Origin of the sequence: Glutamicibacter uratoxydans, assembly GCF_050753455.1 — a bacterium.
Classification (GTDB): domain Bacteria; phylum Actinomycetota; class Actinomycetes; order Actinomycetales; family Micrococcaceae; genus Glutamicibacter; species Glutamicibacter uratoxydans_A.
In genome coordinates this window covers 1,569,161-1,586,004 of record NZ_CP192736.1, presented here as the reverse complement: position 1 = coordinate 1,586,004, position 16,844 = coordinate 1,569,161, and the positions used below count along the sequence as shown (strand labels likewise).

Annotated in this window: 16 protein-coding genes; 2 read left to right on the top strand and 14 right to left on the bottom strand. The window is 57.8% G+C overall.

What is annotated here, in order from left to right; all coding sequences use genetic code 11:
* Positions 1-3: 3 nt before the first annotated feature.
* The 5 genes from ACQQZ8_RS07180 to lepB (ACQQZ8_RS07160) all read right to left on the bottom strand — a co-directional run bounded on the left by ACQQZ8_RS07180 (position 4) and on the right by lepB (ACQQZ8_RS07160) (position 3,958).
* Positions 4-1,539, bottom strand: coding sequence for a YifB family Mg chelatase-like AAA ATPase (locus tag ACQQZ8_RS07180; protein ID WP_431711977.1), 1,536 nt, complete (start codon positions 1,537-1,539; stop codon positions 4-6).
* Positions 1,536-1,895 carry a YraN family protein gene (locus tag ACQQZ8_RS07175; RefSeq protein ID WP_431711976.1) on the bottom strand — a complete coding sequence of 120 codons (360 nt, stop codon included), beginning with the start codon at positions 1,893-1,895 and terminating at the stop codon, positions 1,536-1,538. Before ACQQZ8_RS07175 ends, ACQQZ8_RS07180 begins: the two co-directional genes overlap by 4 nt.
* 274 nt (positions 1,896-2,169) lie before the next feature.
* The gene (locus ACQQZ8_RS07170; RefSeq protein WP_431711975.1) at positions 2,170-2,490 is read right to left on the bottom strand and encodes a DUF2469 domain-containing protein; all 321 of its coding nucleotides are present in this window, start codon (positions 2,488-2,490) and stop codon (positions 2,170-2,172) included.
* Entirely contained in the window at positions 2,490-3,218 is a 729-nt protein-coding gene (locus ACQQZ8_RS07165) for a ribonuclease HII (protein WP_431711974.1), read from the bottom strand. The genes ACQQZ8_RS07170 and ACQQZ8_RS07165 overlap by 1 nt, the downstream gene beginning before the upstream one ends.
* 32 nt (positions 3,219-3,250) lie before the next feature.
* Complete coding sequence (lepB, locus tag ACQQZ8_RS07160) at positions 3,251-3,958, bottom strand: signal peptidase I (protein WP_431711973.1); 708 nt, start codon at positions 3,956-3,958, stop codon at positions 3,251-3,253.
* 799 nt (positions 3,959-4,757) lie between these two features.
* On the opposite strand from lepB (ACQQZ8_RS07160), the gene ACQQZ8_RS07155 reads away from it, so the two are divergent.
* Entirely contained in the window at positions 4,758-7,091 is a 2,334-nt protein-coding gene (locus ACQQZ8_RS07155) for an AAA family ATPase (protein ID WP_431711972.1), read from the top strand.
* Between the two features lie 78 nt (positions 7,092-7,169).
* Here ACQQZ8_RS07155 and istB read toward each other — a convergent pair whose 3' ends face one another.
* Together istB and istA are read right to left on the bottom strand one after the other, a co-directional pair.
* On the bottom strand, positions 7,170-7,949 hold the full coding sequence (istB, locus tag ACQQZ8_RS07150; protein WP_431710131.1) for an IS21-like element helper ATPase IstB: 780 nt from the start codon (positions 7,947-7,949) through the stop codon (positions 7,170-7,172).
* A 2-nt stretch (positions 7,950-7,951) separates the two neighbouring features.
* Positions 7,952-9,481, bottom strand: a complete 1,530-nt coding sequence (istA, locus tag ACQQZ8_RS07145; protein WP_431710132.1) for an IS21 family transposase — start codon at positions 9,479-9,481, stop codon at positions 7,952-7,954.
* A 286-nt stretch (positions 9,482-9,767) separates the two neighbouring features.
* Here istA and ACQQZ8_RS07140 point away from each other — a divergent pair, with 286 nt between their 5' ends.
* Positions 9,768-10,139 carry a helix-turn-helix domain-containing protein gene (locus ACQQZ8_RS07140; protein WP_431711971.1) on the top strand — a complete coding sequence of 124 codons (372 nt, stop codon included), beginning with the start codon at positions 9,768-9,770 and terminating at the stop codon, positions 10,137-10,139.
* Positions 10,140-10,249: 110 nt separating this feature from the next.
* Here ACQQZ8_RS07140 and ACQQZ8_RS07135 read toward each other — a convergent pair whose 3' ends face one another.
* From ACQQZ8_RS07135 to ACQQZ8_RS07105, 7 genes are all read right to left on the bottom strand, one after another.
* Positions 10,250-10,801, bottom strand: coding sequence for a hypothetical protein (locus tag ACQQZ8_RS07135; RefSeq protein WP_431711970.1), 552 nt, complete (start codon positions 10,799-10,801; stop codon positions 10,250-10,252).
* 174 nt (positions 10,802-10,975) lie between these two features.
* A complete protein-coding gene (locus ACQQZ8_RS07130; RefSeq protein WP_431711969.1) occupies positions 10,976-13,387 on the bottom strand; it encodes an LPXTG cell wall anchor domain-containing protein in 2,412 nt (803 codons plus the stop codon).
* A 404-nt stretch (positions 13,388-13,791) separates the two neighbouring features.
* Positions 13,792-14,439, bottom strand: a complete 648-nt coding sequence (lepB, locus tag ACQQZ8_RS07125; RefSeq protein WP_431711968.1) for a signal peptidase I — start codon at positions 14,437-14,439, stop codon at positions 13,792-13,794.
* Between the two features lie 13 nt (positions 14,440-14,452).
* Positions 14,453-14,812 carry a 50S ribosomal protein L19 gene (gene rplS, locus ACQQZ8_RS07120; protein WP_431711967.1) on the bottom strand — a complete coding sequence of 120 codons (360 nt, stop codon included), beginning with the start codon at positions 14,810-14,812 and terminating at the stop codon, positions 14,453-14,455.
* A 234-nt stretch (positions 14,813-15,046) separates the two neighbouring features.
* On the bottom strand, positions 15,047-15,856 hold the full coding sequence (gene trmD, locus ACQQZ8_RS07115; RefSeq protein WP_431711966.1) for a tRNA (guanosine(37)-N1)-methyltransferase TrmD: 810 nt from the start codon (positions 15,854-15,856) through the stop codon (positions 15,047-15,049).
* A gap of 7 nt (positions 15,857-15,863) precedes the next feature.
* Complete coding sequence (rimM, locus tag ACQQZ8_RS07110; RefSeq protein ID WP_431711965.1) at positions 15,864-16,388, bottom strand: ribosome maturation factor RimM; 525 nt, start codon at positions 16,386-16,388, stop codon at positions 15,864-15,866.
* A 214-nt stretch (positions 16,389-16,602) separates the two neighbouring features.
* Positions 16,603-16,842, bottom strand: coding sequence for an RNA-binding protein (locus ACQQZ8_RS07105; protein WP_431711964.1), 240 nt, complete (start codon positions 16,840-16,842; stop codon positions 16,603-16,605).
* Positions 16,843-16,844: the final 2 nt, after the last annotated feature.

Here is a 16,844-nt window from a genome sequence, read left to right as displayed (position 1 = left end):
GGTTCACCTTTCGATGTTCTGTCGCAAATAGAGGGCCAGTTCCAGATCTTCAGCGCTGGGGCTTGGACGCTGATTCATATCGGCAAGACTCCAGGCCACGCGCAAAACCCGGTCCACTCCGCGCGCCGAAAGCTGAGCTCGGTGGGCGATCTTTCGTAGCTGCGCAATAAAATTCTCGGAATAGGACAGGTCCTGACGCAGAATCGGGCCGGGTATCTGCGCATTCGAGTGCAGCGACCACCGGGATAAGCGATGTGCCGCACGCTCCCGGGCAGCCATCACCCGGGACCTGACGGTGGCGCTACTTTCGGCGACCGCTTGCGACATAATGTGTTCGGCGGGAACCGGTGCCACCGTGATTTGCAGATCCACCCGATCAAGAATTGGCCCGGAGAGCCGTAGCAAATAGCGCCGGCGCTGCATGGGAGTACAACTACAGGATCGGCCGCTGCCATAGTTGTTACCGCAGGGGCACGGATTCGTAGCCAACAGTAGTTGAAAACGAGCCGGGAGCCGCGTGTTGATCCGCGCCCGCGAGAGCATGATCTGGCCATCCTCTAAGGGCTGGCGCAGCGCATCGAGTACCCCGGTCGCAAATTCTGCGGCTTCATCGAGGAACAGTACCCCATGGTGCGCCCGGGTAATCGCCCCAAGCTTGATTTCATTTGATCCCCCACCCAGCAGGGCGGTGGTGGAGGAGCTGTGGTGTGGGGCGATAAACGGCGGGTCATAACGTAGCCCGGTGATGTGTTCCTGAACGGGTACAACCAGCGATTGAATGGCGGTGGCTTCTATGGCTTGTGCTTCATCCAATGGTGGCAGGATGCCTGGCAAGCATCGGGCCAGCATAGTTTTGCCGGCGCCCGGCGGTCCGGTCATCAACAGATGATGGCCCCCGACCGCCGCGACTTCCAGGGCCCACCGCGCTTCGTGCTGCCCGCTCACCTCGGCAAGATCTGGTACTTGGGCCGGTGTTTGTGGCTTCGCTGGGCTGTTGTCTCGATGCGCCACGAGCTTGCGTAACCGTTGCGGGTCAGCGCCAAAGAATTCGAGTATCTCGCACAGATGCGTTGCCACCTGAATCTCCGCACCGGGAACCAAACGGGCTTCGTCCGCGTTCTCTGGGCTCACCACGAACTTTCGTGCCCCCGAGCGCATGGCGACGAGGATGGCGGGAAGAATCCCGCGGATCGGACGCAATCTGCCGTCCAACCCTAATTCGGCGAGGTACACGGTGCGGGGGCAGGCCCGAATCTGCTGGTCGGCGCCGAGCACCGCTAAAACAATGGCAAGGTCAAAACTCGACCCGCGTTTATGCAGCGAGGCCGGGGACAGGTTGACGGTAAGTTTGCGGTTAGCCACGGGAATACCGCTATTTCGGGCCGCCGACTTAATCCGTTCACGGGCTTCACGCAGTGCAGCATCGGGTAAGCCAAGAATGATGAACCCGGGGATCCCGTTTCCCAAGTCGGCTTCCACGTCGACCATTGAACCGTTGAGCCCATCCAGTCCGACGCAGCGGGTACGCGCTAGGGTCATGATGTCACCCGCTGATGATGCTCGATGCGCCACCGCTGATCACACCGGTAAATGCACAACACGTCCACTCTGATGTCCTGGTACTGCCAGTGGTTTTCCTGGGCCCAACGCTGCGCCAGGCGCTGAATACGGCGGAACTTCTCGGGGTGGATGGCCTCGAATGCCGTACCGAACTTGTCGCTACTGCGGGTTTTGACCTCGATAGCAATTAGCTCACCGGCGTCCAGGGAAATCAGGTCTAATTCGCCGAAGGTTGTACGCCAATTACGGGCAATGATTTGGTGCCCGATGCTCGCTAAATACTCTGCGGCCACCCTTTCACCGACCCGTCCCAACCGCTGATTATGTTGTGTCATCACCCACCACCGAAAAAGTCCGTTGTTACGCCGTCAGTATCGGGCGGCAACAACCGGAATGCCGCGGCGGGCGTACGGGTTGTGGACAAAAACGAAAATCACCGTATGGTGAGCAGCTGCGAAGCAGATCGCGGGTCGTGACCGGGCGACGGGGCCTGCTGAAGAAGCTCTACCATGCGCAGCTCGGTCGAATCGGATGATTCAAAAACTGTGGCTCGACTCCCCCGGATAGAGGGAATCGAGCCACAGTATGTGATCTCCATCGGAGGCTTAGCTAGCCGCTGATCCCATCCTTAGGGATCTGCAACTCGCTGCGGTTCAGCTCCTCAATATTCACGTCCTTGAAAGTTAAGACTTTCACGGATTTCACAAAACGTCCTTGGCGGTAAATATCCCAGACCCACGCATCGGTCAGGTTCAGTTCAAAATAGACTTCACCGGCATTGGAGAGGGTCTTCAGCTCAACCTGGTTCGCCAGATAAAAGCGACGCTCGGTTTCCACGACGTAATTGAATAGTGAAACAACATCCTTGTACTCGCGGTAAAGCTTGAGTTCAAGATTTGATTCGTAGTTCTCCAGATCTTCTGCGCCCATTAGATTTCCTCCCCTCTTGTGGACTCACTCTCATCCTTCTCGGTACCCGAAGTCAAGCGCCAGCTCAACCGGTGGAATTCACTGGGCCCGTGTTCTGCGATAGCCTGCCGGTGTGTTGCGGTGGCATAGCCCTTATTGATCTGCCAACCATAGCTGGGGTATTGCTCCGACGCGCGCAACATGATCTCGTCGCGTTCAACTTTGGCGAGAATTGATGCTGCGGCGATCGCTTGGCAGGTCATGTCCCCCTTGATCACGGTACGTGTCGGGATGCTCAGGCCGGTGCGTTCGCCCTGGTCTTCGAGCAGATCGAAGAGGTCTGGTTCCTTAGCCGAAAGCCAGTCGTAGCTACCATCCACCAACGCGGCTTGCGGCGCAATGGAGCACATGTGTGCGGCACGGGTACCAGCCAACCTTAGAGCTGCGGTCATCCCCAACTCATCAATTTCAGCCGGGGCGGCATGTCCGACACCATAGCCAACGGCCCAGCGCTGGATCTCTGCAACCAGGCTCTCCCGCACCGGGGCGGAGAGTAACTTGGAATCGCGTAGCTGCGGAAATTCGTGCACCGCATCCACGTCAATGACCACCATCCCCACACTGACTGGACCGGCAAGGGAACCTCGCCCAACCTCGTCCACCGCCCCAATGTAGCGCGTGCGGGTACTGACGGCTAAGGCACGCTCATGGGTGAGTGTGGTGGGAGTTCCTTCGGTTTTGCGTGGCACGGAGCAGATTCCTTTGAGAGCTACACAGGCTGTTAGTTGCTGGCTGGCGAGGGCACCGCGTCAAAAACTTCGTTATGTGCATCGACCACACCCCAGCGGTTCATTGGCCAAGAGATCACCTGCGCCTTACCCTGCACGGTGGCGATGTTCACGAACCCCCCATTGCGGTCCATGTGGTAGCGCGAATCTGCGCTGGCCGCGCGATGATCGCCGAGGACCCATAGATGATCTTCCGGCACGGTGACCGAGAAGGCGATGTCGCTGGGCGCATCACCCGGGAACACATATGGTTCGTCAATAGCCGTCCCGTTGACGGTCAGCTTTCCGTCGCTACCGCAGCATTCCACCACATCACCGGGCATCCCAATGATGCGTTTGACCAGATACTGCTCATCCTGTTCGGGCAGCAGGCCGATAAAGCTGAGGGCTTTTTGAACGCCATTTTGTTCTACGGCGATGGGCGGCAGCCAAGCGTCGTCGTCGCGGAAGACCACCACGTCGCCACGCTGCAAATCAAAGGGGCCAGGCACCATAAGATTTGCGAAGATCCGGTCATCGATCTGTAAGGTCTGTTCCATGGAACCGGAGGGAATGTAGTAGGCCCGGAAGAAGAATGTTTTGATCAGCAGGGATAAGCCAACGGCGATGATCAGAACAATGAGAATCTCACGCAGCACCCGCCACATCTTCGAGAGCAGATGCCGTTGCTGGCCATAGGTTTCACCGGATTCGGTGCTCACGTATCCCCTTAGTGCCGTACTTTGTGCGTGCACTTTACGATAGCCCATGAATGCGCGCCGATGGCGCCACGCCACGAGTGATCCATAGCGGGTTCGTTAGCCCATTTGCGGTGGTGGCGGAAGGTTCGTGACAGATCCCCATCGTCACGAACCATTCGCGAAGTCCCCCAAAATTCGATAATTTACCGAACTGCGCGATCCGCCACCGCCAACTCCACCTAGGTGCGACGCGGATCCCGCAGTGTTGCGGGATCCACGAGCAAGTTTCCCCCCAGAAATTACTTGCCACTGTCACACCGTTGCCTTGAGCCGCCGAGAACTGGCGTCTGGGCGGCACGGACCCACCTTGGCGATCCGGCACTTTTAGACTCTCGCGTTCTTCCCGGTTTTGCCAAGCATCTCGGGGTTAAGTTGGGGTTATCCCCAACAGCCCCAGCACCAAACCGGGGTTCATAATTTAGTTCGTATACCTTCAATTGCGCCTCGAAGACAGCTCATTCTGACTCCAAGATTCCGTCACTTGTGTGACCTTGAGAGTCATCTGGTGTGAGGATGCGCCCGCCGGTACGGTCTTATTTGTCTATACTTGTTGATTAACATCTCTTTTGCCGAGAGCGGGGTTAATTTTCTGTTCTCGTCAGAAGGGTGGAGCGATGTACTGGGGGGTCATCGCCGCGGCAACGCCTATCGACAATTGGATTTTTTGGGGGAAAAGTGACTGCTGGGTCCATGGGACTGGTACGGAACAGGCCTAGCCTAGGCGGGGCAGGTGCTGTTGCCCAGATGTTGGTGATGCGCCTTGCGTAGCCGGAAAAATCTACTAACCACGCTACTGGGGAAAATCAGTGGGCCACGGGATGCCGCCGTCTTACTGTGTGGCGCTCCCGGCTCGGGCAAGTCATGGATGCTAGATCAGCTTTCGCAACGTTTAGGCAACCAACCGCACAGCTATCTGCGCACCAGCGCGCTGGAGTCCAACTGGCCGCTGTCCGGATTACTGATGTTGCTCGCGAATGTGCCGCTGAGCTCCCCCATCGATTTGGAAGAGTTCTTACCGGCCAGGCCAGTAGACGAAGTCGACAGTTATGCGGTCGCACGTTACTTGCAGCAGGTATTACCCGAGCGTTTAGCTCCGGGCACCGTAGTGTTGCTCGATGATATCGATCTGATGGACCCGGCAAGTCTCAAGGTGATCAGCTTTTTGGCCACCAAGTTGCAGCGCATGCGCACCCGATTCGTCGGTAGTTTGTCTTTGTCCCCCGTCCCAGCCGAGTTATCGGCCTTGAGCCAACTTCATTTGCCCGAGTTGACCGAAGCCGAAGCTTTGAATCTGTCGGCCGAACATGCAGGTCCTAGGGCAGATCGCTCGGTCTTGAGAATGGTCACCGATCACTCCCATGGGATTCCCGGCCGGATCTTTGAGCAGCTAGAGCTGCTCAGTGCTCGCCAACGCAATGGACAGGGGCCCTTGTGCCTGCCGTTGCAGCCCACCGAGGATTACCGGTCGATTCTGCCCAGCAAACTGGCTGGGCTTAGCGACCACGAGCTGCGCTTGCTGCGTTTGGCTGCTATGGGTCCACGGCCCGACTTGCAGGCACTAGCCGGGGCAAATATCTGGACCGACAGCATTAATGAACTGGTCTATCGGGGGCTATTGGAACCGGTGGAAGAACACTTGGAGTTCCGTGATCCGGCTATCCGTTCCGCGGTGTATTGGTCACTGAGCACCGAAGAACGCCGTGGATTGCACCAGTATTTGGAGCGTAGCTCCAGCGATCTGGCTCTCAAACTATTTCATCAAAGCTTTGCGGACGATGCCGAGGTCTCGGCGGTTGAACTGATCGCCCATGGTCGGCAGCTGGTGAACCGAGGGGATGTCAGCGCTGCTCTGGAACTCATTGAACGTGCGTTGAACCTGCGAATGCTTGACACCCACTTGCCGGAGCTGTTGACTGGTCTGGCCCACGATCTTCTCGATGCCGCGGCATTGGAAGCGGCCCAGCGCTACTTGAATTTTGCCGAGCATCTGGCACCGGTGGCCCGCACCGAGTTAGCGATTGCCACGCTGCGAGTTCGGATTGCCGCAGTGACCGGACATACCGCACCGTTGATTGATACGCATAGTCTCGTTCGGACCCACCAAGCCCAGTACCCGGTGGCCTGTGGGCAGTTGTTGTCCGCTGAAGCTTTGGCGCACGCAATCCGCGAAGACGCGCACGCGGCACGCGCCTCGGTGAGCGCGGCCGCCAGCTTGCTGGAGGGAGCTGATGAGCAGGACAGTGGGCTGTTGACGCAGGCTCAGTTGATCCTCGCGTCTTTGGAGATGGACTACGGTCAGCTGCTGAAGGCCTACCAGGAGATGCTGACCGCCGCTCAGGATCAGGCCGGGGTGGAAATTCGCCAAGCGTTGGTGATCGGTCTGCTAAATATCGGTTATCACCATGAGGCACGGGAAATCTTGGCACGCTTAAGCCCTTCGGGGGCCGAGCCAACCCGCTTGTCGCAACAGGTCATCCTCTTACTCTCGGCCGCTAATGCCATCCAAAACGAAAATCTCCCTCGGGCCATGACTCTGGTGGAACGCTGGGTCTCGGCGCAGACTCCGGCATTGCTCGAACCGCTGCCGCAGCTCATCCAAGCGTGGTATTGGATGACGAAGAACCGGCAGGACATGGCCGATGCTTTTTTCGAGAGCATGCAACCACGGGTCATCGGGGAGCTGAGCCCCAAACTCTTGGGACGAATCTCCATGTTGGCCGGAGACAATGCGCTCATGCTTTCCCAGCCCCAGCGGGCACTGCAGGCCTATCGAGATAGTTTGCAGGCGTATGGCGATGAAGCCGATATTCGTTATGTCTTGGCGACCACGCATCTGATCGAGGCGTTGTTGCTCTTGGGACGCACCCAGCAGGCCGCGGTCGAATACCACGCCCGGTATCAGCAGATGAGTATGGTGCCGGGGCGGCGCGCCAAACTCACCATCCGGCTGGCGCAGGCATTGGTCCTACAGGGTTCGGACTCCATTGCCCGCTTTCAGGCACTGCTTGCGCAATGGACTGTCAAGGGACATTGGTTTCTGCCCACGGGCGGCCACGAAAAATGCCCACCATTGGCCAACAAAACTGCCCGCTGACGGCCACCACCACTGCCCACTGTGAAAGTAATTTCCAGCCTGGCGGTGACCAACAGCAGTCCACCCCGGGAACTCGTCCTAGTGCAACGCGCTCACCCCCGCCCCGGCCAGCGCCTGAGTCAGTCGGACCGAGTCACCACTGGTCTGGCAAATATGGGCATGGTGTAGCAACCTGTCCACTGTCGCGGTAGCAAGAGTCTTTGGCATCAACTCGTCAAACCCCGCGGGGTGCAAGTTCGAGGAAATCGCTACCGAGCTCTTCTCATACGCGGCATCAACCACCCGGTAAAGCGCTTCAGCAGCGTCTTCAGGCACCGGTAACAACCCAATATCATCAATAATGACCAGGTCAGAACGCAGAATCTTGTCCACGGCTTTGCTCACTGACGCGTCGACCCGGTGTGAGCGCACGATCCCGGCAAGGCGTTCAAGGGTAAACCACGCAACTTTCAGCCCTTCATCCACCGCGTGCTGCCCCAACGCTTCGAGGAAGAACGTTTTACCAGTGCCAGAAGGGCCTGCCAGCACAAGGTTTTCCGCACGCTGAACCCATTCCAAAGTTCGTAAGGCCTGCTGCGTCGCAACCGGGATGGTTGAAAGCGTTGGATCCCATGTATCGAACGTTTTCCCAGTGGGAAACCCTGCGGCTTTGCGCCTGCTAGCGATCACCGACCGGGAACGGCCGGTTGTTTCCTCCTGAAGTAAGGCCCGCAGCACCTCGGCCGGTTCCCACCGCTGGGACTTTGCCGTGGCGAGTAGTTCGGGGGCCGCGAGGCGGGCGTGTGGCATCCTTAGGGCACGGAACTGGGCTTCGAGGTCTTCTGGAAGCGGTGGTGCGGAATTGATGCTGATCACCATTTCTACTGTTCTCCTGTCGGTTCAGTGGCCCCGAAATCGGCCCATGATCTGGTTCCTTGCGTCAAGGAACTCTGCTCACTACCCTGATGCTTCACGGGCTGATTGCCAACGACTTCACAGGCCAAGATGGAGCGTAAGTCTTCATAACCGAACCGATGATGCGTCGCAGCTAACCCGAGGGCCCGGTCCACCGCAGCAGTGCCATGTAACTTGGCAAGGCTGACCGCTTCAGCCATTTTCACCAAGATCCGGTCCGTGCCTACCGCGGCCGCTTCACACAGCCAGGTGGTGGCTCCGGCACCGATGGCGCAGAAATCTCGTTCTGCCTGGGTACGGGGCTTAGGCTCTTTCACTCCCGGAATCTTCTGCTCTTGATTCCCGGAGAAATGCTCGGATTTCACCGCCACCATCCCCGGGCCCAGCTTCAAGTGCGAGGCCACCTGTTCTGGCCCGTCAACACCTTGATGAACAATGACCACGGTGGCTTGTAAACCGACTCCCACGGTGCGCACCCACACCGTTTCACCGAGCAACCGTCCGGGCACTGAGTAGCGTGCGTTCTCATAACTGATCATGGAAGTGTTCATCGGCACCTTACGGCTTTCGCCCAGCGCGAGGGTGAACGGCTCATCCGGGATCCGGTGCAGCGCACCCTGCTCTGTAGCGGTGAGCAGGTCCATCGGTGCTTGCCCAGTGGACCGGTGTTTCTTCTGATTCACCTGCGCCATGAACTGGTCGCAAGCCTCCTCAAGCTCTTCAAAAGAGTTGTAAGCGGGGCGCAAGTTCGTCTCTGTGGGTACGAGATCCGCCTTCGCGATTTTCACCGCGTTCTCCACTCCGCCCTTCGTTGCTGGATCTCGTGGTTCACAGGTCAATACGCTCACCGAGTAGTAGCGGGCGAACGTCACCGCCGACCTGTTACGCACCGGGATACCGGCTACATGCATCACCGTCACGGTTTTCTCGTTATCGGTCAACACATACGTCGGCGCACCACCCAACAGCCGGAAGGTGCGGTCCAAAGCGGCGAACACGGTAGGCCCCTGCCGGTCAGGCAACGCGAGCACAACCCGGAAGCGAGACCAAGCCAACCAGGCGACGAACAGCACGGTTTTCACGCCGTTCACCACTGGCCCATCACCGAAATCGTACTGAAGCCACAACCCTGGCTCGGTCACCCACGGCAGATGATTGCGCTGATTGCCTAGCCGATAGGAACGCTTCAGCTCGGCCACCGATCGGCGGGTGGAACGTTCAGAACCGGTGTAGCCCATGCTGATGAGTTTTTCGTGGACTTTATCGGCACGGATCAGGCCCGAAGACTCACCAATGAGCTGCTCAATTATTACCCGGTACTCATCGGTGATTTTTGTGCGGGGTTTCATCCCAGGAATCGGAGCGCCTGAATTACGGGCTTTGACGTGCTTAGCAACGGTGTGGTGTGAGCAGCCGGCAAGTTCGGCGGCTGCGCGAAACGAACCGGTTCGGTCGTACGCTGCAAGAATTTCCATGATTTCTCCGTCAGACTTCATAGAGGGGCTCCTTTCAGAACCATGGGTTGATGAGTTGTTGGTACTTTTCATCAAACCCGATGGAAAGGAGCCCCGCTCTCTTCCCTCGCCGAGGTGGCATCAGGGTGAGAACAAGGTTGGTTATGAAATCAGTGGGCAAAGAGTGCTGGCCATGAGCGGGTAATTCTGCTGTCCGTCAGCGGGCAGTTTTGTTGTCCGTGTGTGGGCATTTATTTGGCCACCTATGGGCAGTTTTTCATGTCCGCTTACATGGACCCCTTCGGATAGCAGCTTTGAGCTGGCTCGGGTGCGCCATGCTCTAGGTAACCGGTTGCAGGAGCTCGGTCAGCCCGAAGCGGCCCGGGAACATTTGATCGCTGCGCGTTCGCTCTATCGCTCATTGGGTGCCAAGGCGTGGGTCATCAATGTCGAAAATTCCTTAGCTTCGCGAGGTAAACAGCCTTCGCCTAGTCAGGACATGGACTTCACTCGCGAGGAAATCGAAGTGGTGCAGATGATCCAGGAAGGGATGACCAATAAGGCCATTGCCAAGCGGCTGTATATCTCGGTCAGTGCCGTCGAAGCGCGACTGACCAAGTTGTACCGGCGTACCGGAACCAAGAACCGGCAGCAGTTGGCGGCACGCTTCCATTCTGACAGGACTGGTGTGACTGTCTAGCTTCTCAGCCACGAGGGCTCAAGCACGGCCCTCACAAAGTCACACAGCCGGGTTGTGCAGAGTCTGAAGAGCTCTGACACAACCCGGCTGTTGTTAGCCTGCACCGCTGATTAGCCGGCTGCTGGGGTGGAAATTCCGCTGCTTGGAGCGAAGTTCAATGGGATCTCCCCCGCCGGTTTGGCCTCATCGAGCAGCTGCTTCAGCTCCTCGATATGACCTGGATCAACGCGGAGGGTCAGACCGCCTTCCATCCCGTTGAGCTCATAACCATGAATCGCGGTCCGGATCGGATCGGGCTGTTGAGCTTGCCAGTTCATAATCTGCACAATGCCTTCACGCAGTTGCTGGGCATTGAAGTCAACGACCACGGGCACTGCTCCAGCCGACTCAATTTCTTGGGTTGTGGCTTGATCGGTGGTGGCGATGTGCATCTTGCCGTCTTGGATCCAGCCCTGTACGAAGCTGGTCCCCAGCGAAGCTGATAGCTGATCCTGGATCTTCAGCAAGGCTTCCTGATCCACGTTTTCCTCCGCTGGCTGAGTTTGTTCCTGAGTGGGTTGGTTTTGAGTGGGAGTCTGTCCGGTCGTGCTACCGCAGGCAGATAGGGCTAGTGCAGCGATGGCAGCACCGCCAAGGATTTGAGTTAGCTGTCGTTTCTTCATCCGGTCTCTCACTTCTTCTTGAATTCGGATTAGTTCCTTGTCAACCAGCCTATGCTGGTTGCCGCAGAGACTTCCGAGAAGCACATGTGTATTGAATGAGAAAAGCCCCGGTAAGTACCGGGGCTTTTCTTTTGAGTTTCTACCTGAGCCAGGTATCAACTGTCGCGGCGGGGATTAGCCGTGGCGACGGTTGGAGCGACGCAGCATCAGCAGCAGCGCGCCACCCAAGCCCAGTGCACCGGCAACTGCCAGTACTGGGGTGACTGCGGAACCGGTGTTGACCAGCGGATCCTCGTCATCGTCCTGCTTAGGCGACTGGGTTGCTTCTGGGGACTTGCTTTCCTCAGGGCTCTTGGTAGGCTCCTGCGACTCGGTTGGAGTAGCAGTTGGCTCCTCGGTTGGCTCCTCGGTTGGCTCCTCAGTCGGAGTCGGAGTCGGCTCCTCGGTTGGAGTCGGAGTTGGCTCCTCAGTCGGAGTCGGAGTCGGCTCCTCGGTTGGAGTCGGAGTTGGCTCCTCAGTCGGAGTCGGAGTCGGCTCCTCAGTCGGAGTCGGAGTCGGCTCCTCAGTCGGAGTCGGAGTCGGCTCCTCAGTCGGAGTCGGAGTCGGCTCCTCAGTCGGAGTCGGAGTCGGCTCCTCAGTCGGAGTCGGAGTCGGCTCCTCAGTCGGAGTCGGGGTCGGCTCCTCAGTTGGAGTCGGAGTTGGCTCCTCGGTTGGCTCGGCAGCAACGATGGTGTAGTTGCCCGAAGTCAGTTCCGATTCGTTCCAGTTACCCGAAGTGGTCTTCAGCTGGAAGGCGAATTCACCTTCGGTCTCTGGAGCGTTGAACGAGAAGTTTCCGCTGCCGTCAACGGTTGCGGTGGTGATGACTTCGCCGTCGACAATGACCTCAACCTCTGCGTCGCTTGGAGCGTTCGAGACGGAACCACTGATGGTGGTACCTGGCTCGATTTCGCTACCGTTAGCTGGAGCGCTCACGGTCGGAGCGTTGACGAAGAACTTGATCTCGTAGTCACCGACCACGGTCTTGCTCATGGCATCGGCCAAACCGGTGTACTGTGCGCGGCGACCTTCGTCACCGTAGGCGCTGTTCACGCCCACTGCACGGTTACCCACGACTACGGCACCGCCGGAGTCACCTGGCAACAGGATGGGGTCGCCATCAGGCAGCTCGGAGGTGTAACCCCAAACGGTACGGATGTTATTCATATCTGGCTCGCCAGCGGAGTCAAAGCCAATCACGTAGAAGACGCCTTCACCGGTGATCGGAGCGCAACGCCAGCCGGTGGTGCGGCCCGAGTTGCAGGCCTCTGCGCCAACGGTGGCGGCACCAGCGTTGGTGATGTTCAGGGTCTGGTCACGCACGTCCTCACCGGCTGGCCACTGGGTTACCCCAGGGTGCAGGTTCAGGTCGGGGTTGATGTCTTCGATGATGGCAATGTCGGTGCCATCTTCCCAGCTCTCCCAGTTAGGATCGGTGCCCTCGTACCCGGCATTTCCTGGCAAGCCGAACTGGTTGAACCCGAAGGTGCCCAGCAGGTTGCTGATGGAAGTGAACTGATCTGGTGCGCTGTGCTCGAGCACTGCGGTGTGTGGGTTCAGACCGTCGGTCGAGCAGTGACCGGCGGTGACCAATGCGTCATCACCGTTCGGAGCCCAGGCGGTGAAACCAATCGAGCAAATTCCGATGGAACCAGTGAAGTCACCATCGGGGGTGGATGCGTAACCCATACCGCCGTAGATGTCTTCAATCGCGGCAGGCTTCTCTGGGCCACCCTTAGTTTCGGTGACAAGCTTGACGCCCTCAACGACCTCATCGAATTCTTCGAGGGTCAGACCTTCTTCGTCCGAGGCCGAGGCGCTCTTGGAAGTCTTGGAGTCAACGACCTTCTCCGGACCACCAGCGGTGATGACGATCTCGCCCTTGGCGTTCTTAGTGATCGACGTCAGGCGGGTTACTTCCCTAGGGTCAATCTGCTCTTCGAGTTCGTCAAGCACGTCGTGGACGCTAGAAACGACGGCTGGCTCGCCCTCTGGCAGGGCCTGCACCTCGATCTCAGCTTCGTCTGCTTCGACGGTTTCCTCGGTGGCCTCAGCCTCTTCCGGGGCCTGCGCTTCCTCGGTTACTTCTGCCTCTTCACTCTCTGGTGCTTCAGTTGCAGCATCAGTAGCTTCGGCGGTAGCTGGAGCTTCTTCGGAGTCGCCATTCACGGCGGCTACGATCTTCTCGACAGCTGCAAGGTTAGCTTCGCCAACCTGTACCAGAACGACTCCATCTTCGATGACGACGTTGTGGTCAATTTCAGCATCCTGAAGCTGCTTCTTCAGCTCGGTCGCGACGACGTTGAGCTCGGAATCCTTCAGGTACTGCTCTGGAGACTTACCGAGGTCACGCTCGATAGCCTCAGCCAGACCAGTGGTGTCAACACCGACTTCCTGCGAAGGCGCAGGAGTCGCTGCATCAACCGGCGCTTCTGGCGCCTGCGATGCGAAAGCGGGGTAGGCCAGAACGCTGCCGCCAAACACCAGTGCGGTGGAGGCGACAACGACAGCACCACGCTGCGCAATCTTTTTCTTCGGATTAGGCATTAATGCTTCTCCCAATTATTTGGTGCGAAGCCCGATGGATGCCGGACCGTAATCCGCCATCCCACTGGGCATAGATGTGTTACCAAATTGAAACAATATCTATAGGAGATATTCAGTTTCAAGTAGCTACGCACAGCTCTGCCAAACAAAAACACAGGGTTACTCAAGGCCAACATTAAGGAAGTTCCAAGTTTTTACATGCAAACGCAAGCATCTGTTCGGTTAGCTATCCACGGTTGGTTATTATCCCCAAGTCAGCCATTGAATCGTCAATGTCGAATCGGTGAACTAACCGTGATCGAAGCACCTAATTGAAGATTGCACCATTCTCACTGGATAAGAAGCAGATTTGTCCCCCGGGATCACAAAAATTTCTTCAAGATTTCCCTCCGTGTCGCGATTTTCTAGCGAACAGCGGACCTTTCATCCATCGGCCAGATAATTTCTTGCACCCGGCCTTCGACCCGTTCGAGGGAGATCATCCCGCCGCCGCTAGCCCCGAGCAACGAGCGCGAGTCCTCCGATTGTGACCGATGGTCGCCCATCACCCAGATTCGGCCGGCGGGTACTTCGACTTCGAATTCGATCAAGCTGGGGTCATCACCAGCCATGAGGTATGGCTCATCCAGCGGCTCCCCATTCAGGAGCAGTCGTCCGCTGCTATCGCAGCACTCTAGGGTGTCCCCAGCAACAGCTATGACACGTTTGACGTAGGTACTCTGAGCACCGCTCAAGCGCAAGGCACGCGAGATGGAATCACCCACGGACTGACGCTCGTAGGGCAGGAACGAGCCGCGACCATCAAAGACCACAACGTCGGAGCGTTGTGGTTCGGAATCCTGATAGGCGCGACGGTCAACCATAATCGACTGACCCGGATTCAGCGTGGGCTGCATGGAAACCGATTCAATGCGATAGAGATCCACCACGGTCGCCCGAATCAGTAAGGTGGCGAGGAAGCCGAGGATAATTGCGGCAAAAACAAAGCGCCAGACCCAATACCAGGTCCGGCGCTTTGTGGATGCTCGCTCGGTGCGGGCAATCCGATTCATGAGTGAATACGGACTACTTCTTTGAACCGAAGTCGCGCTTCTCGCGGATGCGTGCTGCCTTACCATGGCGATCGCGCATGTAGTACAGCTTGGCGCGGCGCACGTCACCCTTGGACACTAGCTCGATCTTTTCGATGATCGGGGAGTGAACTGGGAAGGTACGTTCGATGCCTACACCAAAGGACACCTTGCGAACGGTGAAGGTCTCACCGACACCACGGCCCTGGCGGCCAAGGACGTAGCCCTTGAAAACCTGGACGCGGGAGTTCTTACCTTCGATGATGTTCACGTGAACATTCAAGGTGTCGCCTGGGCCGAACTCTGGAACATCGTTACGCAGCGAGGCTGCGTCAACAGAATCGAGAATATGCATGGTTGCATCTCCTAGGACAAATGCCGCAGGTCACCGGTCCTTAGTGGCAAGGACCACCGCTAAGGGTGGCCTTGAAAGGTCTTAGCCATCAGCAAGGCTCTAGCATGCTGACGCAGTGGTTCCGCGCGTTAGCCTCACCCCCTGCGGCAGGCGGCTAACAGAACACACCAAGAATCAATTTTGCCACAGATTCTGCCTAGCAGGCCAGTTCAGTGCCGCATGGACATTCGTGATCTAGGACTCGGAGTCCCAGTCAAGTTCGGATTTAGGGATGATCTGGCCATCTTGAAGAGCAAAACCCGCATGCCACAGCTGATCGCGGTCCTTGCGATTGAGCGTACTGACGTCCAGTTGCGTGATCAGATCGGGCCGACGGGTCGCGGTGCGTTTAATCTGTTCATCGCGCCGGAAGCGTGCCACCCGCTGGTGGTTTCCGCCCAGCAGGACTTCGGGCACCTCGCGTCCGCGCCATTGTGCCGGTTTTGTGTAGACCGGGTATTCAAGCAAAATGTCGGAATGGGATTCTTCAACGAGTGATTCCGGGTTTCCGATGACCCCGGGAATCAGTCGAGCGATGGCTTCAACCATCACTAAGACGGCGACCTCTCCCCCGTTAAGCACATAGTCCCCGATGGAAACCGGGATGACGTTGAAGTGTTCGTGGGCGTAGTCGATGACGCGCTCGTCGATACCTTCATAGCGTCCGCAGGCAAAAACCAGCTGATCTTCCTCAGCCAACTCGTACGCCATCTGTTGATCGAACACGGCACCGGCTGGGGAGGGCACAATGAGAGTTGGTCGCGCGCTGCTGCCTTCTGCCTCACGCACCGCATCCAGCGCCAGACCCCAAGGCTCGGGCATCATCACCATGCCGGCTCCCCCGCCGTATGGTGTGTCATCCACCTTGTGGTGACGATCAAAGGTGTAATCACGCAAGTTCGTGACATTCAGGTTCAATAACCCCTGAGTGCGAGCTTTGCCGATCAGCGACAGATCTAAAGGTGCCAGGTATTCGGGGAAGATCGAAATAACGTCGATACGCATCGGCGGATTACTCCCCGGCTTCTTCGCGGTTAATCTCCAACAAACCGGCCGGCGGGGTGATGGTCATGGTTCCGGCTTCAATGTCGATTTCCGGGACGAACTCTTCCACGAAAGGCAAGTAAACTTCCTCCCCGTCCGGGGCCTCAAAAACGAGAAGGTCCTGAGCCGTGCCGGTGCGCAGTTCGGTGATCACACCGACCTGCTGGCCATCGAGCAGAACCTTGAGGTCTACCAGCTCATGCTCGTACCACTGGTCATCATCCTCATCCACCTCATCCTCGGTGTCGAATTCCAACCGGGCCTGACGCAGGGTTTCAGCGGCGTTACGGTCCGCGATCTCCTCGAAGGAGAGCAACAAGATTGCCTTATTCCAGCGCGCGTTCTTGATGGTCAACTGCTGAACCGGCCCGTCAACCACGTGAAATACCGCGCCCTGAACAAAACGCTCCTCGGGAGCATCAGTCAATACCTGCACAGTCACTTCGCCGCGGATGCCATGTGGCTTGCCGATTCGTGCTACCTGCATACGCATGATGAGGTGATCATTCTCCTTAGAAGAGGTGGTCTGTAGGGTACTGAGCAATATTCTATGCGGAGCCAATACCGCATCGGCGCGGCTGGTCGGGTGATCCGGGCCTCGCGCCTTACTGATTCTCAGTGGGCAAATGCGAAGGGGTCCCCACCTGTTGTGGCGGGAACCCCTTCTCATGCGGAGTTATCTTGCGCATAACCCCAAAGTTTCGCGACTAACGACGACGGTCGGTGTCAATGACATCGACACGAATCGGCTCGTTGGCCAGCGCAGCCATCACGGTACGTAGTGCCCGGGCGGTGCGTCCCTGTCGACCGATGACTCGGCCAAGATCGTCGGGATGAACACGAACCTCAAGCAGGTCGCCGCGCCGGTTAGATTTCAGGGCAACCCTGACATCTTCCGGCTCGTCAACCACGCCACGCACCAGATGATCAAGCGCATCTGCGAGCATTG

What these genes read in the sequence shown, in the direction of transcription:
- ACQQZ8_RS07130 (WP_431711969.1), bottom strand. Translation starts at nt 13,387, where the DNA reads ATGCCTAATCCGAAGAAAAAGATTGCGCAGCGTGGTGCTGTCGTTGTC.
- ACQQZ8_RS07135 (WP_431711970.1), bottom strand. Translation starts at nt 10,801, where the DNA reads ATGAAGAAACGACAGCTAACTCAAATCCTTGGCGGTGCTGCCATCGCT.
- istA (WP_431710132.1), bottom strand. Translation starts at nt 9,481, where the DNA reads ATGAAGTCTGACGGAGAAATCATGGAAATTCTTGCAGCGTACGACCGA.
- rplS (WP_431711967.1), bottom strand. Translation starts at nt 14,812, where the DNA reads ATGCATATTCTCGATTCTGTTGACGCAGCCTCGCTGCGTAACGATGTT.
- ACQQZ8_RS07170 (WP_431711975.1), bottom strand. Translation starts at nt 2,490, where the DNA reads ATGGGCGCAGAAGATCTGGAGAACTACGAATCAAATCTTGAACTCAAG.
- ACQQZ8_RS07180 (WP_431711977.1), bottom strand. Translation starts at nt 1,539, where the DNA reads ATGACCCTAGCGCGTACCCGCTGCGTCGGACTGGATGGGCTCAACGGT.
- istB (WP_431710131.1), bottom strand. Translation starts at nt 7,949, where the DNA reads ATGGTGATCAGCATCAATTCCGCACCACCGCTTCCAGAAGACCTCGAA.
- ACQQZ8_RS07105 (WP_431711964.1), bottom strand. Translation starts at nt 16,842, where the DNA reads ATGCTCGCAGATGCGCTTGATCATCTGGTGCGTGGCGTGGTTGACGAG.
- lepB (WP_431711968.1), bottom strand. Translation starts at nt 14,439, where the DNA reads ATGAATCGGATTGCCCGCACCGAGCGAGCATCCACAAAGCGCCGGACC.
- trmD (WP_431711966.1), bottom strand. Translation starts at nt 15,856, where the DNA reads ATGCGTATCGACGTTATTTCGATCTTCCCCGAATACCTGGCACCTTTA.
- rimM (WP_431711965.1), bottom strand. Translation starts at nt 16,388, where the DNA reads ATGCGTATGCAGGTAGCACGAATCGGCAAGCCACATGGCATCCGCGGC.
- ACQQZ8_RS07175 (WP_431711976.1), bottom strand. Translation starts at nt 1,895, where the DNA reads ATGACACAACATAATCAGCGGTTGGGACGGGTCGGTGAAAGGGTGGCC.